Source organism: Veillonella parvula, assembly GCF_048309325.1.
GTDB lineage: Bacteria > Bacillota > Negativicutes > Veillonellales > Veillonellaceae > Veillonella > Veillonella parvula_T.
The window spans coordinates 378,379-401,097 of record NZ_DBFBTX010000005.1; the positions used below are offsets into that span (position 1 = coordinate 378,379).

A 22,719-nucleotide genomic window follows, 5' to 3' on the forward strand; every position below is an offset into this window, starting at 1 on the left:
AGGCGGGGTAACACCCGCCTTTATTCTTATATGGGGTGAATATGAACGTAAAACAACTCATCAATAGGGCGTTCATGCAAATAGGCGATACCTCGCAAGAACAATATACTCCGTATTACTTAATGGAGTATTACAACGAGGGCAATCACCTGTTAAATGCCCTAATCGGTCAATATTGCCCGAGCCTTGCAACAGGAACATTTGAAGGTACTGGACGTGGACGGATCACATTGCCTTTCCAATGCATCAGCATATTGAAAGTCAAAGCAGATGATGCGGAAGTAGATAGGTACCAAGCATTGAATTTACAAACGGTAGTATTTGATGCGGACAAAGAGCAAAAAATCACCGTTGATTATATAAAGACTGCTGGTTATAAGATGCTCGAAGATGAAAGCGGACTACCAGCGGAACTTGAAACATTATTAGTTGACTATATCGTATATAGGGTTATGAACCTTGATATTTCTGGAATTTCAGCAAATATGGTTAGTGCGTTGCAATCAATTAATAATGGGTTAGGTAACAATGATAGTGTAATTGCGGAAGGATACTGGAATTATGGTAGTAAGCGAATTGATTACTCTCGTTAATGTAGAGTCAAACGAAATCCTTGATGAACAACTAGAATATATCCAGTACATTAACGCAGCGATTGACTGGCTAACGACTATCCTAGTTAGTATTAAAGACCGTGAAGTAGTTAAGAATATGGATATACAGGATAAAAGGGCGGTTCCTTCCGATTTTATGGGGTTCGTTCCTAAAACTGGCTATCCTATCCGCATCATAAACGGCACATTTGAAACGTATGACGGCGAAACGGTTAATCAAGTGTTTTATAGCGTAAGAAAAAATCACATTGATGATTTAGACGATACTATTCCGTTTTCCGAATTTTTTCATCAATATCTAGTGCAGCTTATATCCTTTATGGTGAAGAAGAAATCACTTATGACTGATTATGCTGCTTATGATAAGACCTTCATCGATTACATCACAGAACAAATCAAAACGGCACGAGGTATCACATAATGGGCGTAAAACAGGTAGCAATAACAAACGGCTTCCGATTGGGCCTTGATTGGTCGAACCCACCGGAAAATATCGATATTCAAGCCTTAACACAGGCTAGGCAATGCGAATTTGATAGGACAGATAATGCCTTGCGTACCGTTCCGGGGGTTCGTGTATTGTATGATTTCGGTTTACCGGTAGAAACGCTATATTATGATGTCTATCGTAACAAATGGTATTTTTCTAGTGGTAGAAATTTATATTCTACTGATTTCAATACCAATACATTACTAGGTACGTTAAACGGTACAGGAGAACCGAAATATCATGCATTTGGTGGTGATATTCTCATTGCTAGTGGTGATAAATTACAAGTTATCTCCGGTGCTGGTAAATTAGCCACTATTGAAAGTCCTGTATGCGATATAGTATCAAGCCATTCTGGCCGTGTACTGATTGCATCGACTCATTCGCATCGGTTGAACTGGTCGGCAGTAGGCGACTACAACGCATGGACTCACAACAATAACGATGCATCTAGTGCGCAATATGTGGATGTTGGGTATAAAGACCAAGGCAACATTATTGCCGTAGATTTCTTATCACGTGCAATTATCGTATATAAGGAATATGGCCGTGTGTATCAAGTTATTGGCACGCCAGATGCACGGAATTTAACAGTATATCCGCTATCCTCAACCGGCTATTGTAGCGGTGCAACGGTGAGTGTTGATGATCGCAGTTATTATTTAGGCAATCAAGGGTTTATGTCTTTTATGCCTACTAATACCTATGCAGAAATTCAACCATTTGAAACCGGATTGAATATTAACTCGTATCTATTGAAATACATTACAAAAGATTGTGATGTATGGCATATATCCAGTCGTAAACAAATGTGGATTAAGCCATATAACGGTGATACAGTATTTATCTATCATTACTTACCACGCTATGAGGACGGGCGCGGCGTTTTTACATCGCGTAAATTCACACACAATATCAATGATGCGGTGAATGTAGATAAAGAAGTATACATAGCCTACGGCAATAAGATTGGTATTCTTGACGAAACCATAGATACTGATGATAACGTACAAATTAAAACGTCTATAGTTAGTGGTAATAGATTGGCAACAAGGCAATTCATACTAATTATGAATTATAATTTTGTAACGCATAACCTAATACCCGGATACGGCACGACTGGCATTTCTAATAAGAAACCTAAACCGATTGAATTTGCTAGTAAGGCAGTTAAAACCTACTATGCGAACTTTAAGACTTACGATTATAAAGCGTTGATGAATGTCAATGAATATACAAAGGCTTATAAAATTGGTGGCGGTGCTAACCGTAATGTACAATTCAAAATCAATGTTCAAAAGGGCGCGATTTCCTTACGCCAGTTAGATTATACATATGAGGAAGTTTAAATATGGCTTATAAAGAAAAATACCCTTTGGATATTACGCCACAGGGTGATACAGTACCGGAAAGTATACAGAAAAACCGAAATGAAATATTGAACGTCGCACAAAATATAGAACTAAAAGCCGGTGGCGGCAGTTCTGGTGGTGGCGGTGGTCTACGTAATCGGTTATTAAGTGGCAAGGTAAGCAACGGTGAATTTTCCTTTTTAACTGGGGATAATTTAAGCGTAATGATTGACGGCAGTCAAACACCAGTTCTTTTGTCATTTGCTGACGGTTTCAACGATTACGGCGCGGTTGATTACATTCAAACAATTAACCGTAAGCAAAGTGCTTGGAGCCTACCGGCAAATAGTACATCGTATTTATATATTGAACGCTCCGCATCTGGCGGCCTAAGTTATGGTAGTACAACACTAGAACCGTTACGGCAACCAAATGCACCGGAAGCGGCAACAGATAAAATGTACTACAATACTACAAGCGAAAAAATGAATGTGTACACAGGCACGTACTGGAAAAACATTCTACGTGTAGTGGTCGCAATCGCCATAACAGATGCAACACGTGTTAAGTCAATTAAGTATTATGATCCATACTTAAATACGGCAACTGATGCAGTAATTGGCAAACGTACAGTAGACGGTAAAGACTACTTAATTACAGATATCCTTAATCAAATGGCGGAAGCTATTAAAAAGATTGCTGGCGATGCTAATTTTACAAATAATCCAAGCCGTACACTTAAAACCATTACAGATACGATAAACGGTTTAAGCAGTGTTTACTACAGAAAGACGGATACAGTAGCGGAAGCAACACATGCAGCACGTGCGGACGTGGCAACGCGGGCAACAACCGCAGATAGTGCTACAAACGCTACAAATGCGGCTAATTGTGTACGTAAAAGCGGTGATACTATGACGGGTACGTTAAAGGTTCCGGGCCTATCTAATAACTCTATTGATTTAGATTATCTTGCCAATAACAAAGCCGGTTATAGCGGCGTAACATTTGGCGAATGTAATAACTACGATATATGGGGTTATAAATTTTGGGGTATTGGCGTTATGTTCCCGTGGTATACAAGCGAAGATCGCGTATTAGGCACTCAATTATATTTTGCCAATAGTAATGCAGCCTTTATTCGTTTTGATACAAACACAAAAGGTATGAAAGAATGGCAACGTTTAGCAACGTTTGAAAAGGATAATTCGCTAACATTCCCTAATGGCGCAAAGTTGAAGGTGGAATAATATGCCTAATTTAGTACTAGAATATAACGGCCAAACTTACCGGTTCGGATTAACTACAAATGCGGCTTTGACTAACGGCCAAAATATTAAGGTTCCTTTTAACGGAAGCGAATTATACGCGCGTATTGGCGATGATAATACACCGTTAAAAGTCATTAAAAATGGGCGTACGTATTCCGTGCAGTATAATCCGGCTGCATTTAATAATATTTACGTAGATAGACCGGCAAGTGATCGCTCCGAATGGCGTAATACGGTATTTTTCCCAAGTGGAAATTATCGCATTACGATAGACGGAAGCACGCGAGATAGTCGAGAAATACGCATTAATGATAATAGAAACCTTGAAGTGATAATGTCTATTACTGGATATGGTTATAATAATCAACACTTAAAATTGACTATTAGCGGGTATTATGATAGGCAAGTACAAGCCGGAAGCAATCGCAATAGATTTAGCATAGAACGAATAGGGGACTAACGATGCAACTTGAAAGCCTTGAAAGCATGATTAAAGACTATGAATGGCGCACGGGTGAACGCGTTAGCCTTGAAGGTTTTTATTTCGATGAAAACAACAATTACAAAGATAAATATAACTACTATTTCAAATGGTTCCCTAATGCTGGGTTCTTATTCTGGACTATCAACGAACATGAGGGCGAACGGTATTTTACTATCTGGCAAACATACGGTGATATGAAAGTGATAGGTAAATACATTGTTGAAGTGATGAAGTTGAATAATCTTGATTTGATTGTTACAGCCACACATCGTAGTGTGCGTGGGTTCATCAAAAAATGGAACATGGAACGTGTTCCACACATGAACTATACCTATAACGGTTTTAATTACAAAGTATTAAAAACAAAGCGTGAGCATTTGGAAGCTACTTTGTAGAAAGGAAAAGCATGTTTACATTTGACTTGCAATTATTTGGGGGCGGCAAAAAATCAAAGGTGCAAAGCATAGGCGCTAATTTACCACCAGCCGGCCCCGAAGAAAAGCAACTCTTACAAGGGCAAATGGATTGGATTAATAGAACCAATCAAAGTGCAAACACCTTGCAAGGCATGGGCGATAGAGCCTTAAATAATGTAGTTAGTCCGCAATATCAACAAATGTACAATGCATATTTGGGGACTAACAAAGACAACCAAAATGCACTAGCAGCATTGCAAAATCAAGTGGCAACGGCTGGCGCCAAGAACTTAACGGATAACACACGTTATGCAAATCAGTTAGGGGCCAGCGTTGATGCTATGAACAATGGAGCAGGGCAACTAGCGAATGAATATAACGGCGCATTGCTCAAAAATCAAAACGCAATGGATAGTATTACCAATGGCCAACTTCCTACGGCTTATGCAGATGCTAGACGGCAAGCGTTAAATAATGATTTACAGGCTACGGTAGGTAATGCGGTATCTAGCTTAGCCAGTCGTGGTATTGTTAATTCCTCTATCACAGATAATGCATTGAATGATATCAGCAAGAACGCATCCAATACACTTGCGGCACAATATGCAAATGATTTGAACCAAGCGGCGGCGCTTAATTCGCAAGCATTTAATAATAGTTTGAGTGGCATCGGTGCAAAAATGGGGTTATGGGGTAACACCTACAATAACCAACAAAACGGCATCGTAAATCAAGCGAACTTGTTAAATCAAGGGTATACAAATCAAATGAATAATGCTGGTACTTCGGCGGGCCTTATCGGTCAACGTGAAGGGTTAGCACAAAACCCTATTAATACCGGCGCAACAACACAAAGTGCATCTACTCAACCGGCTAAAGATTACTATTCTATGAGCCGACTGCATAATGCGGATCAAGAAGATTTATTAAACAGATATATGACATTACGCTACGGCCTAGCACAACCAGCACAAACAATGGTTAAGCAAGGCAATGGCGGGTTCTTAGGAGGTCTTATGAAAGGTTTTTGTTTTGTAGCGGGTACTGAAATTGCAACACCAGAAGGTGGCAAAGCAATCGAAACATTTGTAAATGGTGATAAAGTAATCACGATTGGTGCGGTCAATGATGTAATTGAATTACACGATATGGGCGAAAAAGAAACACATCGCCTTGAAACCGCATCCTTTGGCGTTACAACCACAGATACAGAAAAATTCTTAACTCCGGAAGGATTAAAATTAGCCAGTGAATTAGTTGTTGGTGAAACAGTAGTAATGACTGTTAATGGTTACGAGCCTGTAACGGTATGTGAGCCAACCGGCAATACTGAACAAGTATTTGAATTGCAATGTACTGGTGATAATCTCTTCTATGCTAACGGCATTATGGCGGAAGGCATCAATGAAGAGGAATTAAAAGTGATTGCCGATGCAAAGAAAGCATCTGAAACCACCGGCAAAAAAGAAGACAAGGGAACCGGTGAAGAAACAGACGAAACAAACGATCCGACAGATGAAAATTCGGAAGATACTGACGAAGTAACAGACGAAAAAACAACAAAGAAAACTTCCAAAGGTAAGAAATCGGAGAAAGTAGAGGAATAACACAATGGGCGTTATTTATTTACAAGATTATAACCCGTGGGAAAGCATCGGTGAATTGGCCGGTCAATACGCTGGGTATCGATTAGGTCAAATCCAAAATAATCGTTTAGCGCATGGATACCAAAATATGCTAAACGGTGGTGAACAGGCAACACTGGCACAACAAATGCCTACACAGGGGCAATTTAACGCTGGACAATTTATTAATAATGCTATGCGTAATAACTCCTTTGGTGCGCAAGCGGTGGCGAATAATCAAGGCTTATGGGGTGGGCAAAACCCTCCGGCACAACCGATGCAAGCTAACACAGATGCACCGAGTCCTATGTTACAACAACAAGCACCACAGGCACAAAACACGGGTTTATGGAATTTCCAAAACTTAAACAATATTGGTATTAATACAGGGATACCGCAATCATATCAAGAAATGATGCAACAAAGGGCGAACAACCCTTTTCGTGGGGCGCCCAAATTGGTAGAAAATGGTGATACCAATGAGGACAAAGCGCCGGGCCAATATTCCATACCAGATAAAGCAACCGTAACCAGTGAAGCACGCAAAAGACTAGGGGCGAATACACTCGCCCTAGTCAAAGCTGGCTTTGATTTCAAGACGGCGCAAGGCTTAGCCAACGAACAATATCAAACCGACGTGAATAATATGTATACGCAACAAGTCAACGAATATCAAGAAAAAGTGCTTGAACCAATGCGCCAGCAAATCATGAACAACCTTGTATTCGTTAAAGACAAGGACGGGAACCCGGTTGTAGATACCTATAACACAAAACGGGTTAAAGGGTTAGCGCCAGCCGTGGCAAGATATAACTATCTAGCGGGTAAAGTAGGCGCTGGCACTATTGATATGAATAACTTGAATTCTATTGCGGCACTTGATAAACCGGACTATAAATTTAGTAGTGCGCAAAACGGTCATATTGTACGCTACAACATGGGCGACGGCACTATTCAAGATATGGGCGGTTATGGCAAGGTCGAGACAAAACAATTTGCTAATGGCCAAGTTATCGTGATGACACCGGACGGCCAAATGAAAAACATTGGTAATTTTGGGGCGAAAAACATCAAAGTTATGCCAGACGGCAAAACGTATATTGTTGGTACAGACGGCAGCATGAAATATGTAGGTACTCACATTAAACCACCTACCGCATCACAAACAGGTACAAGCGGATATAATGCACAGGTATTAAGAACACTATCTGCACAACATACGGCATGGGTGAAAGCTAATCCAGATAAGGCAGAAAACGAAAGTCCTTATTATGGGCAGTTACAAAGCGCATTAAGCGGTGCGCCTACTGCTGGTGGTGCTGGTGCTGCTGGAACGCCTACAGTTAAAAGGCAACCGACTTATTCAAGCGAAGAACAAGCAGCAATTTCCAAGCGAATGAACGAACTATCAGCGCAAGGCTGGAGCGACGACCAAATAGCGGCGGAACTTGATGCGGCCGGATACGGTCAGTATAAATCGTGGTTAAAATCTTATTAATAAAAGGGGTAGACTATGGGTGCGTTTGATGATATTACAAGCCAATACGGCAAGGCAGCTGGAAACGGTAACGCCTTTGAAGATATAACAACCGAATACGGTTATGACGTAGGCAACGCGCCCAAGCCTACGTTTTGGGATAGCGTTAAAAACAATGCCGAATATGTTGCTAATGGCGTAAAGAATAATATTGAATGGATTGATAAAACCGGCAAAGAAATTAATGACAATGTAGGTAATACGTTAATAAACTGGAAAAATGATGTAGTAAATAAATCAAATAATCTAGGCAATGAGTATTCTAAAAGTGCTGCTAATGCCATTGAAGCCAATGGGGATAATTTCTCAGCGTTTGACGATAACGGCGACTTTATAAACGAACATGCAACGCCGGGCCTAAACAAAGCAAGAGTAGAAACATATAATACCGCAGTTGGCAAGCCGGCTGGATATCTAGCAATTACTCCGTATGTTCCACCACCGGTGCGAATAGCTGCCGGCGTCCTTGCTGCTCCTACGATTGCAAGCGATACGGCGGAAATGTATAACGCCAATGAAGCCGCAGAAAACGAAGGAACGGCACCAGATGGAATTTTAGGGAATAAATATGTAGCTACGGCAAAAAATGTATTAGTAGACCCAATCGCTGAACCGGTTGGGCGTTTGGTTGATGATCCGGGCGAATTTGCAAAGAATATTGCCATGAACCCTACTAATTTATGGGATAATGTGTTTTTACCTGCTGGAATGGTTAAAGGCGTAACACCTAAGAAGGTAAGTGGTGCAATCGGCGAACGTGTAGGACGTGCGGCGGAACACATCAAAGAAAAGGCATCTAATGCATTTGAAGATATTGGCGAACGTTTTACAAAAGATGCGCCAAAACTTGAAGAAGGCATTACCTATAATGCGTTTGATGATATACCAGTACCGGAAGAAACTGCAAATACTGTAGAACCGCGCGAATACTCTGAAGGCGGTTTGAACGGGCAACCTATGGAAGGTGAAACCGGTAATATCCAAGCGGATATATATAACCGATATCGTCAAAATGGGTTGAGCGACGTTGAAGCAGCTGCCATGACTGGTAATATCGGCGCTGAAAGTAGTTTTAGTACTACCGTTACAAGTGGAGACGGTTACGGTTCCCGTGGTTTGGTTCAATTTACTGGTGATAGATTGAACGGCGAAAAAGGTTTATTGAAATTTGCGGAAAGTCGCGGATTGGATCCGTGGGATTGGAGAACGCAAGTTGATTTCAGCGTATGGGAATTACATAACACGGAAAGCGCTGCACTTGAAGCAATGCGGGCAAGACCAGATGCAACGCCGGAAGAAATGGCCGTTATCATACGGAAAAATTACGAAAGACCAGACCCAGCAGTTGCACGTGATGAGGTGCGGGCACAAATTGCTAAAGAAACATTCGACGGCAATTATGGTAAATATGAAAATAAGCCACGTGATAATACATTGTTTAAAGATAATACGCTAGACCCTAACTATAGAGGAAATGAACAACCGTTTAAAGATGAGTTTATAGAAAACGAAAAACCGGTAAGCGGCGAAGAAACACATACCGATTTAAACAGTTTTGTAGAAAACACCGATAAAAAACAGGTTAAAAACGAAGATTTAGGTATAAACTATCAAGGCGAAGGCGAAACAGCCCGTACAGGCGAAATAAATGAATTTCAGCCAAAAGACCGCATAAATACTGACTTTGTAGAGGGTGAAAAACCTAAATTTGAAGAAAAAACACTTGAAAACGATGCAAGTACTCAATTTAGGTATGAAGAAGATGCACCAAACGAAAGTTTACGAAATGCACTTGACGATTTACCGCAAAAAGCAAAAGAAACTATCATAAACGAATTAAAAAATGATGCATCTGAACCACGATATACCGAATTAGAAAATAAAATACAATCTGATACGGAAATATTGAAAGACTTGAACCAAGCAACAAAGCCAGATATTCCTAAAACGGAACTTGATGCGGTGAAAGTCAAATTATCAGAAGCGTTAGACGTACCAGTTGAAAAGCTAAGCCGTGATTATATAGAAACTGTTCGACGTGATCGTGCTGCCGAACTAATTGCAGATACGCAAGAGTTAAAATTAATGCAAGCAGAACCGGCAGAAGGCGGCGTGAGCAAATACGCGCAGCAACCTAGCCAGCTATTAGACAATGCAACGCATGAGCAAGTACACGAAGCTATGGTGAAAGCATTTGACGGCAACGAAGCAATGGCAAATCGTTATTTAGAAAGTAAAGGTGTTAAACCTAATGAACCACTACAATATAGTGCTAAAGGTAATGAAACACCACATACGGAACAAAGTGAAGGCGTTGAACGTATGGGGCGTGCCGTTAGTCGTCGTGAAATTATTGATAGTATCAATAACCTATTCAATCAGCGTATAAAAACAGGGAGATTGGGAACTAAAAACGCTAAGGGTTGGTATAATCCTAATAGCGATGTAATCCGTACGGGGGCATATGGTGATATACCTACAATGATGCATGAGTTAGGTCATTACATTGATAACCATAATGGATTTAGCAGTATTCCTAAGTTTGATGCTGAATTGTTAGGTCAAGTCAAAAAGCGGTTTGGTACTAGCTATGATAATTTAGATGTAGCTGGTAAGCGCAAAGAGGGGTACGCAGAATTCTTTAAAGATTATGTATCAGACAGAGCAAAAGCCAAACAGGACTTTCCGGCGTTTTATAAACACTTCAAAGAAACTATAGAACGTGATAAGGCGTTAAACGGCATTGTTAATAAATTATCTAAACTAACTCATGAATGGCATAAACAGTCTAGTGCAGACCGTATCAAAGGTTCTATTTCCTTTGAACGAACCTCTAAGGCTGAACGGATTATTATGGATGCTAAAGACGGTAATGTTAAAGATATGCTTAATCGTGTTGCTAACGATGTGTATACAAAAGCCGTTGATGAGCTTAATCCATTACGTGAAATGGTTGAAGAGATAGAACGTGTTACAGGTGAGAAAATTCCGTTCGAAGATGACCCGCTCATGCAAGCGTGGATCGCTCGTGGCTGGGTTGGTAAGGTTCAAGAGTTTTTGGCAAAAGGCAGACCTGAAAAAGGTGTTCGTGCATTTGAGGATATTATTAAGGATATACCTCAAAAAGAACACAAAGACTTTAGCGCCTACCTTGTAGCGCTACATGATTTAGACCTACACCGTAACGGTCAGATGCCTACATTTACACTAAAAGAGGATTTAGCGGCCGTTAAGCAGTACGAAAAAAATCCTACATTCAAAAGTGCTGCTAAAGATATTCACCGTTTTCAAGATTATATACTTGCTGAACTCGTGAATAATGGGATATTGAAACCGGAAACATACCATTTATTGCGATATAAATACCCTAACTACGTTCCGTTTTTCCGTGATTTCTCGGCAGAGAGTATGGATGGGTTCTTTTCTAGTTCAAAAGGGTTTGTTAATGTAGCTAATCCTATTAAGCGGTTCAAAGGTAGTACACGTGATATTATTGATCCGTTAGAAAGTATCGTAAAAAATACATACCAATTCTACAATGCAATCGAACGAAATCACGTGGGCGTTACATTTGCCAAGTTAGCAAAGAAACCGGGCATAGGAACTATTGTCGAAGAGGTCAGAGGTGATAGACCAGCAAAATCTACTGACAATACATTTTCTGTTTGGGTTAAAGGGAAAAAAGTTGTATATGAAACAACTCCAGAATTAGCGCAAGCAATGAAAATGATGAATAAGGATACAAGCAATTTTATAACAAAAATATTGCAGTATCCGGCTAGTTGGTTACGTGCTGGTTCTACTGTTACTGCTGGCTTTGCTATCACAAACGCCTTGCGCGATACCATTTCAGCCGGTGTATTCTCTAAACATGGTTTTTTACCTGTAGTTGATACATTTAAAGGGTTAGCGCATTTCTTAAAGAAAGACCAATTATATTGGGATTATGTCAAAAGTGGTGGCGCTCATGCTGCTATGGTAAGCCTTGATCGAGACTATTTGAGCGGACATTTAAGAGAATTATTTTCTCGTAAGTCCACATTGTCAAAAGTTGTAAGAAATCCTATAGAAGTGTTGCGCGCTATATCGGAAGCAACGGAAGTGGCTACCCGTTTAGGCGAATTTAGCAATGCTAGAAAAGGGTATACAGGGTTATATAGCCGTTTAACAAAAACCAATTTAAACCCTAAATCACTAGGCGAAGCATCTATTGCAAGCCGTGATATTACGATTGATTTCAGCCGTACCGGTACACATACTAAGACTGCAAATAAAGTTGTAGCGTTCTTTAATGCGACTGTCCAAGGTGGCGACAAATTAGTGCGTGCATGGCGTGATGATCCGAAAGGTATGACAATTAAATCTACTTTGTTTATCACGTTACCTACAATCGCATTATGGTATTTGAATAAAGATAACACCGCATATCAAGAGTTACCGCAATGGGAAAAGGATACATTCTTCCATATTCCAGCTGGTGATAAATTTATAAAAATACCTAAGCCGTTTGAATTAGGGTTGTTATACGGCACTACATTTGAACGTATGTTACAGTATTTTGACGATAAATCAACAGGCAGAAATGGAGTCGGTTTTAAAGGTTTAGGCGACAGAACGATCGATACACTATTGCCGGATATATTGCCTACGGCTTTGTCTCCGATTTGGGAATGGTGGAGCAATTATTCTAAATTCAGACAAAGAAACATTGTCCCTCAATCCCAAGAGAAATTACCGGATAAACTACAGTACGGATCTAATACATCTATGGTGGCTCGTAAAATTGGCGACACATTTAACGTATCACCATATAAGGTAGATAATACGATTATGGGGTATGGTGGCAACCTTGCTCGACTAGGGTTAGACATAACGGATGCTATTAGTGGTGCAAACGAAAAACGCCCTACAAAAGGCGTAACAGAGTTACCAGAAATACGCCGTTTCTTCGCTAAACCATATCAAAGTAGCGATAGCGTACAACGTGTCTATGACGACTTTAAGGAACAAGAAAAACTACATAATGAACTAAAACTTACAGGGCAGAGACCGGAAGGCTATGACCCTAAGTTATACAATAAGTTGAAAAATGCACAAAATTCATTTAAGGCTATTAATAAAGCATCGAAGAAAATTATTGATAGCGAAACCATGTCTAGCGATACAAAGAGGGAAAAGTTAGACAAACTAAATATTCAAAAAGCCAATGTAGCAAGAGGGGTATATGGCTTAGGGATTATAAAGGAGTAATAATGCAAATAGTGTTAGATTTCTTGATTGATAGTTGGAATTCTCTTACAAGTAGCTTTATCTTAAAAACAATATTGAGCAGCGTTGCTGCGTTGGCTATATGGGTGATTGGTTTAAAACACGTTCAAATATTGGGCGTGTTTATTTTATTGGTATTCGTAGACTTGCTCACAAAGTGGGCAAGCATCGCTTACAAAATGTTAGTTGATGAATTCGGATATGATCCGGAGAAAATCGCCACGTGGGAAAAATACCGGGCCATACCAATAGCATTTGAAAAACAACTCATAGCATCTAAATATATGCGAAAAGGGTTTATAGGTAAGGTAATGACATATGTAGCGGCTACAATAGCCGCTATTTTATTTGATGAAATGAGCGGTCAAAGACAATTCGCCGTATCGCTGGTATGGCTATATCTAGGCTCGTCCGAATTTTTATCTATTCTTGAAAACCTAAGAGACGGCGGCAACGTATCTATGGGGAAGTTTTTAGATTTAATTAGAACCAAAATTGAAAATAAGGTTAAATTATGAGGTGAAACATGAGGGGTATTGATGTAAGCGAAAATAACGGCGTAGTGGATTGGGGAGCGGTCAAGGCTAATGGCTTTGACTTCGCTATTATCCGCATCGGTTATGGCAGAGGTAATTTAGATAGTGAATTCTATAACAATATCAACGGCGCAATTAATGCCGGTTTGGCGATTGGTGTATATCATTATTCCTACACTATGAATGAAGAACATGCGGCAGATGAAGCGGAATTCGTAATTAATACATTGAACGATGCCGGCTTAACTATTGATAAGTTGCCTATGGGTGTATGGTTCGATATGGAAGATGCGGACGATTACAAGGCGGATCGTGGCATGCCAACTGGCCAACAATTAACCAATATATGTAGCGTGTTCATCAATAAGTTGTGGCAAGCTGGATACGGAAATACAGGCCTATACGCTAGTTATGACTGGCTAGTGAATGTATTAGACGTTAGTCAGTTAGGTGGTTGTGCTATTTGGTGCGCACAACTTAATAGTCAATGCGATTATGACAGAGCCAATCTATGGCAATACACATTTACCGAAAACATTGAGGGCAAGGAATTTGATGCGGATTTAGCATTGAACTGGCCTATTTAGGGGGTATTGTATGGATACTATCAAGCAATTCATAAAGGCGTATTTGCCAGTTATCACCGTGTCATTACTTATGCTACTGGTGGTGGTTGCCGGCTTATTCGCCTATAACGTGATACATACTAAAAAATTACAAGAGCCGGTACTTTTAAATCAAGCAATCGTAAAGAACCCAGTAAAATTAGGGGAAGCATTAAATGTAACGCCAAAGGTAGCGAAGGAAATTATCGCATATAAGGAAACCGCACAACCGGTAGCAACTTACTATACTAAGGCACCAACGCTACATGATGCGGCAGTTATTACGAAAAATGCTATAACAGATAAATCTCCTAACATTCCAAAGGAAGCTATAGAAAAAAGCGATAGAACGGCAGTTGTAGAAAATACAGATGAAAATAAGGTTGATGTGTATAAAATCAACCTTAATAAAGTACATCGTATTATGGGTGGTGTTACTGTAATGGACACAGGGAAGGTATACGAAACAATCGGTTATCAAGCTGGCGACTTTCAAAGTCTAGCACATTTTGAAGGTAAGCACTTCAAAGGGGCCAGCGCTTTATATACATTTGCGAAATGGTAGGTGATCCATATCTCCGAGCCGTGCGGTTCACGGCATACCGTTTTTTTTAATTAAAAAGGAGTAAACTATATGAAAACATTTACATTTGAAGGCAAAGTTCACGAATTCGCAGAAGAAATCAACCCAAAACAAGATGGATTATATACGGCTACATTGACAGATAAAAACAACGTGCGGTGTGAAATGTGGTTTGTAAATGGCGAATTGAAACGCCTTGTTGAATTAGATTAATAGTAAAAGGGGTACCATAGCGGTACCCCTCTTTTTTTATTGCCGTCAAAAAATCGTCAAAAAAACATTTTGAAATATGATATATTCTGTAATTTGTTTTAAATGGCCATAATGAAAAACTTTGATTATTACAAGTTATTTTGAAATATGAAATATTTTAAACTGATATACCCTTTTATGATTGATAAGAATGTCGATACACCTCCAACAGTAGAAAATCTATATAAGGAAGGATATCTTACTGAACATGTTAAGACTGCAAAAGGAAAAGAATACACTATTACTTATGAAGCTGTCAGTGGTGGGACTTCAAAATCTGTTGTTGTTAAAGCACCTAATGAGCCTTAATTAACTTGTATAGATTATGAATTACATACGTTAGTTATATGAAAGGACAAGGTATGAAAGGGACCAATTATGTGATAGGACTTTTTGTATATATAGCATCTATATTGCTACCTGTTATAGATTCATCAAAAGCAATATCTTATACTCACATTGCTTTGTATGCTGTGTTTTCACTCATCATCATAGCAGGTGCTACCATCGATATGCATTACTATATATTGCCTGATGAAGGGGCATTAGTTCTTGTAATAGGTGGCATTATATATACCTATATAAATGATCAATCTATGTTAGTAACCTTATTAAGTGTTATCAGCGTAGGTACTATTACATATGGACTTCGTTTGATTAGCCATAAAGGCTTTGGCATAGGCGATATTAAATGGTTTTCTGCTATTGCAATATGGCTCACTCCATGGGAAATTATATGTTTCTTTTACGTAACTTTTTGTGTTGGTTCTCTCTATCTCTTACTCACCGGTTATCGTAATCGATATATCCCATTTGGTCCCTTTCTATGCTTTGGCGGATGGTGTGCCTTACATGGTAGTTCCTATATGGAGGTGCTTTATCAATGGTTAAGGTGCAACTTATAAATCGTCAAAGTGGATCTTTATTGGCGGAATGGATTATTACTATTGGTTTAATCTTATTGCTCATTTCTATTGCCTTACCTATTGTGACAACACCTAGTCGTTATACTTTAAATGGTGCTACGCAAGAGGTGGCGTATATGCTCAAGAAAGTTCAACTGTGGTCTATGTTAGGGCATAAATCTAATGGTAAAGGGAGAATGCTTTTTATTTTAAATAAGGACAGTTACACCTTAGAGGAAGATGTTAATCATCATACGGTAAACATATCATTACCGCAAAATATTGAGAACGAACGGTCTATGACAATTATTTCTTTTTCAGCCTTAGGCTTACCTTATGATGGGACAGAAATTATTTTGAAAGATCGTGAAAGTGGTGAGAAAAATCGTATATGGATATCTGTACAAACAGGGCGAATCAGGTGGGAAGAAGTGCACTGAAGGATTTATGTATGGTGACGCTTTAATATCAGCCGCTATAATCATGTTCATTTTACCGATTGTATTATCTATATTTTGGATGGCTACTCTTACGGTATATAAGGCGTATTATTGGGATCATATATTGCAAGATACCATAACCTATTTAGAAGTGGCTAAAGCTTCTTATTATAAGAATGGAACAATAGAAACTGGTGTATATAATTCTCAATTTATAATGAGTCCTAGTGAAAAAATTACCTATAAAACACATATAAAGCCTGTAGTGATAGAAGGTGTATCTTTACAACGATTAACAGTAGATGCCATCGACAATCAATCTGTTGTCTATTCTCTATCAGTTGATTTGGAGGGGATACATTGAAGGGCGAGGATATAGAAACGGTAATTGGGAAGAATAAAGAATACAAGCAGAATCCCATAACAGATAGAAATAAAAATAAGAATAAAAATAGAAATGATATGGGTTTTATTTTGTATTCTACGCTTATTAGTATGATGATTTCTATCATAGTTCTTACCTTATTGTTAGGTATCCTATTCTATGCAGTTATGTGGGATGCTAAATTACTTGATAGTGTAGCTATGATGGAGGATGGTCGATATACACGGCGTATGGTTGTGGCTCATATGATATGGAATCCTGTGAAGGTTACTGTAGAAGATCGTAATACAAGTTTATATATTCACGATACAAAGCGCACAACCTTAACTGTACAACGTCATGCATTATACAGAAAATTAACGGATGGTAGCTTGCAACCTGTCAGTGGTAGTCGAATTGTAGGAACTACAGATAAAAGAAATGTGGGCTATACCCAAGAATACCCTTTTAGTGTAGATACTAATGGGACCGTGTATTTACGTTGGTATATTAATAATCGTTTTGTTAATGATAGAAAATACACAAGTGGTTATGGAGGATTATCCATATATGAGGTCTCTGTTGGACAAAGTGCTATTTATGATTGGTATACAAGTAAAGAGGAGACAGATTATGAACGTAGGAGCCCATAACGCGGGCTTTATCACTTATATAGCGATACTTACAATGTCCTTTTTATTATTATTAGCTTTTATGGGGCTGCGGATAGGACAAATATGTGAAAGTAATGTGGTAGACGAATTGCATTTGGAAGAGGCTCATTACGCGGCACAGAAAGGTGTTCATTGGTTTGTGGGCTATTGTAAATTAGGAAATGTATGGGACTTTCAAAATAAATTAGTTGTGATAGATGATGAAAATGTAGAGATTACTATTGAAGCAGACCAATCAACAGATAATCCGCGACATATTATGAGTTATGGAAAATTGAAAAATAGTGAAATCGTGAGTCGTGTACATATGTATGTGACCGTAGATAAAGAAAAACATATGCATGTTATAAAGGTAAAACCTTATTGAGGTGATTCTATGAAACGAAAAAAAAAAATACATTCTGGAGTATGTATAACTGACGAACATATTGTATGTGTTACCGCTCATATAGAAAATAAAACAATGGTCATTACTGATGCGTTAGAAATGAAGCGTACAGGGCCTATTGATGAAGACGTTACAAAATTTATAGAAACGTATGATTTAGATGAAGGGGCCTATAGTATTGTTGCTAATATTGATACACAAATGCATGTAGCACCTTATGATCCTCATGATTTTGATATGAAGGAGTTTATAAAGTGGAATATAGAGGACTACTTTAGTTTTGAGGGGGATAGTTTCCAAATGGATGCTTGTCGCCGGGAATATCCACGACACAATTATCATATGTTTATGGTGGCTGTAGATCGGCATTCACTAGAGCTTTTGAAGCAAGGTATACGAGATACTTATGCACCTGTTGATGTTATTGATTTTTGGCCTATTCCTATTTGTTATTGCTTGATGCGGCGCAGCGGTACTGTAATAGGTGTTGTGGAAGAAGGCGCCATGCATTTATGGCTTTGGTGGAATGATATATGCATTCAAGAGTGTATTGTACCTATTACTGGTAGCGATGTAGCTGAAGCTATGGATAAGTTAGAAGTAAGATTACAAGACTTTGGTATAGATGAGATACAGGGAATTCGGATGTATGGGTTAGAATCTATAACAAATGAAGAACGGACAGATATGGAAGGTATAATTTCCATGTATGGAGAAACTGAATATATTCCATTATTATTTTTAGGTCGTGGCCGTAATCGTTGCAAGCAAGGGCAATTAGATTGGGACATGGCTATTGGTATGGCGGCAAGGGGGCTTAAATGGATTGGATTGGGCTGGTAAGGACAGATGTATTAATTTAATGCCTCGCTCGTTACGATGGCATAGTTTATGGCATACCTATCGATACCTTCTTTATGGGATAAGTCTTATATACATTATAGTAGGGCTTGTTACTATATATAGTTGTTGGTCAAGCTATCGTAGCTATGAAAATCGAAAGATAGACTTTGTGCGATTGCAAGCAAATGCTCAGTATCAAGAAATACATCAACAATATGGTGAATTAATGGAAATAAGAAATAAAATAATAAAGAATAAAATCCTTAAGAATCAAACAGATATATTACCCAATACAATGGTCGTATATATTCTTGATGCCGCTATGGCAGAACATATTAGTTTACAGCATCTTAGCATTAAGGATGGGCGTATCAGTATAGATGGTATAGGTACGAGTGACGAAATGTGTCGTAAATTTATTGCTATTCTCCAACAAAAATTACTAGGGATGGAGTGTCATGGAACAGTTAAAGCAGATAAAGGTGTTTATACATTCCATATGGACGGATCTAAAAGAGAGCACAACGTATCAGGTCGAGAGAATATTAACGGGCCTAGTGTTGTGGGGGATGCTCATTAGCCTTTCTATGTATGGGCATATTTATTTTGAAGACAAAAATAATAGCTTAAAAAATCAACAAGATAATTATAATATACAAATGAATGCTGAGTCAGATTATATAGTGTCTAATGAAGCAAAACTATTAGAATCTTTTACACGGAACAAGACATCTAATACAAGTTCTAATACAAATATTTTTGATTCCTTGCAAGGAGAACCATTAATGATTGTCAGTACTGATGAGCATGAAGGTATACTAGAATTAACAGTATTAGGTAGTACAGAGCGTATGATTAACTGGATAAATACTGTTGAAGAAAAGGATCCTTCACGCCGTATAGAAATAGAAGATATAGAACGTAAAGGTAATGTAGTTTATGTGCATTGTGCAATTAAATCGATTATAAAACCTTAATGAAAATCGGGTGTACTGTATAGAGACAGATTATAGATTTTATGTCTATAGTCTGTCTTTGTTTTTGGACCATTTTATAGTACAATGAAGGATATGTAATGATAAGGGGCACATAATAGATGATAATAAAACGGAATATTATGCTCATCGGTTCTATGGGAAGTGGCAAAAGTCACTTTGGACGGAACCTTGCAGAACGCAAGGGTTGGCAATTTGTAGATACCGATCGCGTATTAGAAAGTCGTTTTGGGTTGCCCATTGCTGAGATTTTTAAAAAGATAGGAGAAAAAGCATTCCGCCGCGCCGAAATGGATGTACTAAAAAAGGTTTGCTTATACCATGAAGCAGTGATTTCTGTGGGTGGGAATTTTCCTATTGAACATCGCACCTTAAAGGTATTAAAAAAATATTCCTATATTATTGGTATCCGAGCTGCACAATTCCGTATTGTCAGTCGGGTGAATCGCCGTGTTGGGAAACGGCCTACCATGGACTATAGTAATGTGAATGCCTTTGTACATGCTATGATACAATCGTGGAAGCCCGTGTATAAGCAGTGCGATTTTGTACTAGATACAACAAATGGCCGGACCTATGATTTTATACAGCGTATTGAGGATGAATTAGATGCCTCAGATGTGCAATTTAAAGCAAGACGTCAACCCAATGATACAAACGATGTAGATGATAAAGAAGCATCTGAAGATATACAATTGAATAATCACCAAAGTAGGAAAAAAGAGATTTTTGAAACAGTATCAAAAAGAGCAATGTCTAATAAAATTCGTTATGATAAAAGGTATAAACAAAAGACTTCTAATCAAACGAATAAAGAACGTAAGGCACATAGTATATCCAAACAACGTACACCACAAGGGGGTAATGGATATGAGAAGAATCGCAATACTAACAAGCGGCGGAGACGCACCTGGAATGAACGCCGCCATAAGAGCGCTAACTAGAAAAGCTATACATGAAGGCTTTGAAGTATTTGGTATTGAACGTGGCTATTTAGGTATCATTGAGGAAAAGATATTTCCATTATCGAATCGAGACGTTGGTGGCATCATAACACAAGGTGGTACGATGCTGAAAACAGCACGTTTTCCAGAATTTCAAAATGAAGAGATTCAACGCAAAGCTTATAATATTTTGAAAGCTTATGACATTGACCATTTGGTTGTTATCGGTGGTGATGGCTCCATGCGTGGTGCTACAAGTTTATCTAAACTTGGCATGTCCACCATGACCATTCCATGTACGATAGATAATGACATGGGTGGTACACAATATACGATAGGCTATGATACGGCTCTTAATACGGTAGTTGATGCGGTTGGACGTATTCGGGATACCTCAAACTCCCATGAACGTGTAGCTATTGTGGAGGTCATGGGGCGCAAAGCTGGACATATTGCATTAAAGGCAGGCCTAGCTTGTGGGGCAGAAATAGTTTTGGTTCCTGAAAATCCAATGCCTTTACATGCGGTATGTCGTCATTTAAAGGAAACACAAATTCGGGGTAAAGAATATAGTGTCATCCTTGTTGCAGAAGGTGCCTATAACAGCGGTGAGGTGAAAGCTTTCATCAAGGAGCATACGGAATTTGATCCTAGCTTAACCGTGTTAGGATACTTACAACGTGGTGGTGGTCCATCGGCATTTGATGCTATTTTAGCGGCTCGTATGAGTGAAGCCTGCCTTAATCTATTAATGAGTGGTTTCGATAACCGATTAGTAGGTTATATAGATGGTCATATCCGCGCCCTATCTTATGAAGAGGCAGAACGTCTTGAATTTCCAATTGATGAAAAGGATTATAGACTATTATCAATATTGAGTAGTTAATGGCCCGTAAGGGCCATTTTTTATATATCATAATTTATTCATTAATGAAATTATATTGCGTAAAAGCAATTGGTGCTGTATAATTTAAAAATACTATATGTGTTGATATAGAATAAATGTCTTTTTAATATATCTTCATCTTAAAAAAAGGAGATCATAATGAAAGAGTTCTTACAAAAGCATCGTAAACGTATAGTAACAGGTGCTGTTGTTCTTTGTGTTCTTGGTGGCGGCATATATTACTACATGGATAGTCTAAATGCAAATCAAGCACAAACGTTATACACTACTGGCAAGGTTGAAAAGGGTGATGTAAAAACTAGTATCAGTGCTACAGGTACTATTAACCCTGTAAATTATGTAGATGTTTCTACAAACGTTGCTGGTAAACTTGAAAAAGTTTTAGTTAAAGAGAATGATCAAGTTACGGCTGGTCAAGTTATTGCTTATATTGATACACGTCAATTACAAGCATCTGTTGATGATGCCCGTGCAGCGTTGGCTAAAGCAGAACTTGATATGAATCGTTATAAATCTTTGGCGGCTCAAGATGCTATTGCACAACAAACATATGATGATTCTGTAACAGCTTATGAACGTGCTAAATCTACCTATGAACGTGCTGCAGCGGATTTAAGTGATGCTACGATTACAGCTCCAATGTCTGGTACTGTTGTAGGTACACCACTAAAAGCAGGTCAAACTATTAGTACTGGTATCTCCACACAAATGATCATTGCTACCATTGCAGATTTAAAAAATTTAGAGATTTATCTTACTGTAGATGAAACAGATATTGGCAATATCAAACAAGGTGCTAAGGTAGAGTTTACTGTAGATTCTAAGCCAGGTGAAACTTTCACAGGTTACGTTTCTGAAATTGCAAAAGGTACAAAAGGTAATATGGGCACTACAAGTAGTAGTGTTGTGTACTATACTGTTAAGGTTCAAATTCCTGAAAATATTGCAGGTAATTTCCTACCAACTATGACGGCTCGTGCCACAATTTTTGGTGAAGATATTAAAAATACATTGGTAGTTCCTCTTACTGCTGTACGTACGGACAAACAAGGTGAGTATGTATATGTTATAAAAGATGGTCAACCAGTACGAACCGCTGTCTCTACAGGTGTAACTGGGGATACTAATGTTCAAATCTTAAAAGGTTTATCTGAAGGTGATGAAATTATCGTAAGCGGTGATGTAAATGCACCCAAAAATAATGTAGCTGGACCATTCTAAGGGTA

24 protein-coding genes and 1 pseudogene are annotated in these 22,719 nt (G+C 38.7%); all 25 read left to right on the top strand.

The window, feature by feature from the left end; all coding sequences use genetic code 11:
• Positions 1-41 precede the first annotated feature (41 nt).
• The 25 genes and pseudogenes from ACMKPP_RS06570 to ACMKPP_RS06690 all read left to right on the top strand — a co-directional run bounded on the left by ACMKPP_RS06570 (position 42) and on the right by ACMKPP_RS06690 (position 22,714).
• The gene (locus tag ACMKPP_RS06570; RefSeq protein ID WP_418369505.1) at positions 42-593 is read left to right on the top strand and encodes a hypothetical protein; all 552 of its coding nucleotides are present in this window, start codon (positions 42-44) and stop codon (positions 591-593) included.
• Positions 562-1,035, top strand: coding sequence for a hypothetical protein (locus ACMKPP_RS06575; RefSeq protein WP_278469615.1), 474 nt, complete (start codon positions 562-564; stop codon positions 1,033-1,035). Before ACMKPP_RS06570 ends, ACMKPP_RS06575 begins: the two co-directional genes overlap by 32 nt.
• On the top strand, positions 1,035-2,453 hold the full coding sequence (locus ACMKPP_RS06580) for a hypothetical protein (protein ID WP_418369506.1): 1,419 nt from the start codon (positions 1,035-1,037) through the stop codon (positions 2,451-2,453). The genes ACMKPP_RS06575 and ACMKPP_RS06580 overlap by 1 nt, the downstream gene beginning before the upstream one ends.
• Positions 2,454-2,455: 2 nt before the next feature.
• Entirely contained in the window at positions 2,456-3,706 is a 1,251-nt protein-coding gene (locus tag ACMKPP_RS06585) for a hypothetical protein (RefSeq protein WP_418369507.1), read from the top strand.
• Position 3,707: 1 nt separating this feature from the next.
• The gene (locus ACMKPP_RS06590) at positions 3,708-4,187 is read left to right on the top strand and encodes a hypothetical protein (protein ID WP_418369508.1); all 480 of its coding nucleotides are present in this window, start codon (positions 3,708-3,710) and stop codon (positions 4,185-4,187) included.
• A gap of 2 nt (positions 4,188-4,189) precedes the next feature.
• Positions 4,190-4,606 (top strand): hypothetical protein, encoded by a 417-nt coding sequence (locus ACMKPP_RS06595; RefSeq protein ID WP_418369509.1) that lies wholly within the window; start codon positions 4,190-4,192, stop codon positions 4,604-4,606.
• A gap of 11 nt (positions 4,607-4,617) precedes the next feature.
• Positions 4,618-6,234 (top strand): Hint domain-containing protein, encoded by a 1,617-nt coding sequence (locus tag ACMKPP_RS06600; protein ID WP_418369510.1) that lies wholly within the window; start codon positions 4,618-4,620, stop codon positions 6,232-6,234.
• 4 nt (positions 6,235-6,238) lie between these two features.
• The gene (locus tag ACMKPP_RS06605) at positions 6,239-7,750 is read left to right on the top strand and encodes a hypothetical protein (RefSeq protein ID WP_418369511.1); all 1,512 of its coding nucleotides are present in this window, start codon (positions 6,239-6,241) and stop codon (positions 7,748-7,750) included.
• 15 nt (positions 7,751-7,765) lie between these two features.
• A complete protein-coding gene (locus tag ACMKPP_RS06610; RefSeq protein ID WP_418369512.1) occupies positions 7,766-13,039 on the top strand; it encodes a phage tail tip lysozyme in 5,274 nt (1,757 codons plus the stop codon).
• Positions 13,040-13,041: 2 nt separating this feature from the next.
• The gene (locus tag ACMKPP_RS06615) at positions 13,042-13,575 is read left to right on the top strand and encodes a phage holin family protein (protein WP_316581504.1); all 534 of its coding nucleotides are present in this window, start codon (positions 13,042-13,044) and stop codon (positions 13,573-13,575) included.
• 8 nt (positions 13,576-13,583) lie between these two features.
• Positions 13,584-14,180: a GH25 family lysozyme gene (locus ACMKPP_RS06620; protein ID WP_418369513.1), complete on the top strand. Its 597-nt coding sequence runs from the start codon at positions 13,584-13,586 to the stop codon at positions 14,178-14,180.
• A 10-nt stretch (positions 14,181-14,190) separates the two neighbouring features.
• Complete coding sequence (locus tag ACMKPP_RS06625) at positions 14,191-14,763, top strand: hypothetical protein (protein WP_418369514.1); 573 nt, start codon at positions 14,191-14,193, stop codon at positions 14,761-14,763.
• Positions 14,764-14,832: 69 nt separating this feature from the next.
• Positions 14,833-14,994, top strand: a complete 162-nt coding sequence (locus tag ACMKPP_RS06630; RefSeq protein WP_282004501.1) for a hypothetical protein — start codon at positions 14,833-14,835, stop codon at positions 14,992-14,994.
• A gap of 174 nt (positions 14,995-15,168) precedes the next feature.
• A pseudogene (locus ACMKPP_RS06635) lies at positions 15,169-15,342 on the top strand (competence type IV pilus major pilin ComGC); the annotation flags it as partial.
• A 53-nt stretch (positions 15,343-15,395) separates the two neighbouring features.
• Positions 15,396-15,938, top strand: a complete 543-nt coding sequence (locus tag ACMKPP_RS06640; protein WP_418369515.1) for a prepilin peptidase — start codon at positions 15,396-15,398, stop codon at positions 15,936-15,938.
• Positions 15,917-16,378, top strand: coding sequence for a hypothetical protein (locus ACMKPP_RS06645; protein WP_024061885.1), 462 nt, complete (start codon positions 15,917-15,919; stop codon positions 16,376-16,378). The genes ACMKPP_RS06640 and ACMKPP_RS06645 overlap by 22 nt, the downstream gene beginning before the upstream one ends.
• Before the next feature lie 7 nt (positions 16,379-16,385).
• Positions 16,386-16,742: a hypothetical protein gene (locus tag ACMKPP_RS06650; RefSeq protein ID WP_418369516.1), complete on the top strand. Its 357-nt coding sequence runs from the start codon at positions 16,386-16,388 to the stop codon at positions 16,740-16,742.
• The gene (locus tag ACMKPP_RS06655; protein ID WP_418369517.1) at positions 16,739-17,395 is read left to right on the top strand and encodes a hypothetical protein; all 657 of its coding nucleotides are present in this window, start codon (positions 16,739-16,741) and stop codon (positions 17,393-17,395) included. The genes ACMKPP_RS06650 and ACMKPP_RS06655 overlap by 4 nt, the downstream gene beginning before the upstream one ends.
• Positions 17,376-17,783, top strand: coding sequence for a hypothetical protein (locus ACMKPP_RS06660; RefSeq protein ID WP_021148255.1), 408 nt, complete (start codon positions 17,376-17,378; stop codon positions 17,781-17,783). The genes ACMKPP_RS06655 and ACMKPP_RS06660 overlap by 20 nt, the downstream gene beginning before the upstream one ends.
• A 9-nt stretch (positions 17,784-17,792) precedes the next feature.
• A complete protein-coding gene (locus ACMKPP_RS06665) occupies positions 17,793-18,647 on the top strand; it encodes a hypothetical protein (RefSeq protein WP_418369518.1) in 855 nt (284 codons plus the stop codon).
• A gap of 169 nt (positions 18,648-18,816) precedes the next feature.
• Complete coding sequence (locus ACMKPP_RS06670; protein WP_418369519.1) at positions 18,817-19,227, top strand: fimbrial assembly protein; 411 nt, start codon at positions 18,817-18,819, stop codon at positions 19,225-19,227.
• A complete protein-coding gene (locus ACMKPP_RS06675) occupies positions 19,217-19,624 on the top strand; it encodes a hypothetical protein (protein ID WP_042986426.1) in 408 nt (135 codons plus the stop codon). The genes ACMKPP_RS06670 and ACMKPP_RS06675 overlap by 11 nt, the downstream gene beginning before the upstream one ends.
• Positions 19,625-19,743: 119 nt before the next feature.
• Positions 19,744-20,586 (top strand): shikimate kinase, encoded by an 843-nt coding sequence (locus ACMKPP_RS06680; protein ID WP_077708500.1) that lies wholly within the window; start codon positions 19,744-19,746, stop codon positions 20,584-20,586.
• Positions 20,558-21,472 (top strand): ATP-dependent 6-phosphofructokinase, encoded by a 915-nt coding sequence (locus ACMKPP_RS06685; protein ID WP_418369623.1) that lies wholly within the window; start codon positions 20,558-20,560, stop codon positions 21,470-21,472. Before ACMKPP_RS06680 ends, ACMKPP_RS06685 begins: the two co-directional genes overlap by 29 nt.
• Before the next feature lie 159 nt (positions 21,473-21,631).
• The gene (locus tag ACMKPP_RS06690) at positions 21,632-22,714 is read left to right on the top strand and encodes an efflux RND transporter periplasmic adaptor subunit (protein WP_418369520.1); all 1,083 of its coding nucleotides are present in this window, start codon (positions 21,632-21,634) and stop codon (positions 22,712-22,714) included.
• Positions 22,715-22,719 lie beyond the last annotated feature (5 nt).

What these genes read in the sequence shown, in the direction of transcription:
- ACMKPP_RS06660 (WP_021148255.1), top strand. Translation starts at nt 17,376, where the DNA reads ATGAACGTAGGAGCCCATAACGCGGGCTTTATCACTTATATAGCGATA.
- ACMKPP_RS06620 (WP_418369513.1), top strand. Translation starts at nt 13,584, where the DNA reads ATGAGGGGTATTGATGTAAGCGAAAATAACGGCGTAGTGGATTGGGGA.
- ACMKPP_RS06625 (WP_418369514.1), top strand. Translation starts at nt 14,191, where the DNA reads ATGGATACTATCAAGCAATTCATAAAGGCGTATTTGCCAGTTATCACC.
- ACMKPP_RS06685 (WP_418369623.1), top strand. Translation starts at nt 20,558, where the DNA reads ATGAACGCCGCCATAAGAGCGCTAACTAGAAAAGCTATACATGAAGGC.
- ACMKPP_RS06650 (WP_418369516.1), top strand. Translation starts at nt 16,386, where the DNA reads ATGTATGGTGACGCTTTAATATCAGCCGCTATAATCATGTTCATTTTA.
- ACMKPP_RS06630 (WP_282004501.1), top strand. Translation starts at nt 14,833, where the DNA reads ATGAAAACATTTACATTTGAAGGCAAAGTTCACGAATTCGCAGAAGAA.
- ACMKPP_RS06575 (WP_278469615.1), top strand. Translation starts at nt 562, where the DNA reads ATGGTAGTAAGCGAATTGATTACTCTCGTTAATGTAGAGTCAAACGAA.
- ACMKPP_RS06610 (WP_418369512.1), top strand. Translation starts at nt 7,766, where the DNA reads ATGGGTGCGTTTGATGATATTACAAGCCAATACGGCAAGGCAGCTGGA.
- ACMKPP_RS06690 (WP_418369520.1), top strand. Translation starts at nt 21,632, where the DNA reads ATGAAAGAGTTCTTACAAAAGCATCGTAAACGTATAGTAACAGGTGCT.
- ACMKPP_RS06665 (WP_418369518.1), top strand. Translation starts at nt 17,793, where the DNA reads ATGAAACGAAAAAAAAAAATACATTCTGGAGTATGTATAACTGACGAA.
- ACMKPP_RS06645 (WP_024061885.1), top strand. Translation starts at nt 15,917, where the DNA reads ATGGTTAAGGTGCAACTTATAAATCGTCAAAGTGGATCTTTATTGGCG.
- ACMKPP_RS06580 (WP_418369506.1), top strand. Translation starts at nt 1,035, where the DNA reads ATGGGCGTAAAACAGGTAGCAATAACAAACGGCTTCCGATTGGGCCTT.
- ACMKPP_RS06605 (WP_418369511.1), top strand. Translation starts at nt 6,239, where the DNA reads ATGGGCGTTATTTATTTACAAGATTATAACCCGTGGGAAAGCATCGGT.
- ACMKPP_RS06595 (WP_418369509.1), top strand. Translation starts at nt 4,190, where the DNA reads ATGCAACTTGAAAGCCTTGAAAGCATGATTAAAGACTATGAATGGCGC.
- ACMKPP_RS06615 (WP_316581504.1), top strand. Translation starts at nt 13,042, where the DNA reads ATGCAAATAGTGTTAGATTTCTTGATTGATAGTTGGAATTCTCTTACA.
- ACMKPP_RS06640 (WP_418369515.1), top strand. Translation starts at nt 15,396, where the DNA reads ATGAAAGGGACCAATTATGTGATAGGACTTTTTGTATATATAGCATCT.
- ACMKPP_RS06570 (WP_418369505.1), top strand. Translation starts at nt 42, where the DNA reads ATGAACGTAAAACAACTCATCAATAGGGCGTTCATGCAAATAGGCGAT.
- ACMKPP_RS06675 (WP_042986426.1), top strand. Translation starts at nt 19,217, where the DNA reads ATGCTCATTAGCCTTTCTATGTATGGGCATATTTATTTTGAAGACAAA.
- ACMKPP_RS06585 (WP_418369507.1), top strand. Translation starts at nt 2,456, where the DNA reads ATGGCTTATAAAGAAAAATACCCTTTGGATATTACGCCACAGGGTGAT.
- ACMKPP_RS06680 (WP_077708500.1), top strand. Translation starts at nt 19,744, where the DNA reads ATGATAATAAAACGGAATATTATGCTCATCGGTTCTATGGGAAGTGGC.
- ACMKPP_RS06590 (WP_418369508.1), top strand. Translation starts at nt 3,708, where the DNA reads ATGCCTAATTTAGTACTAGAATATAACGGCCAAACTTACCGGTTCGGA.
- ACMKPP_RS06600 (WP_418369510.1), top strand. Translation starts at nt 4,618, where the DNA reads ATGTTTACATTTGACTTGCAATTATTTGGGGGCGGCAAAAAATCAAAG.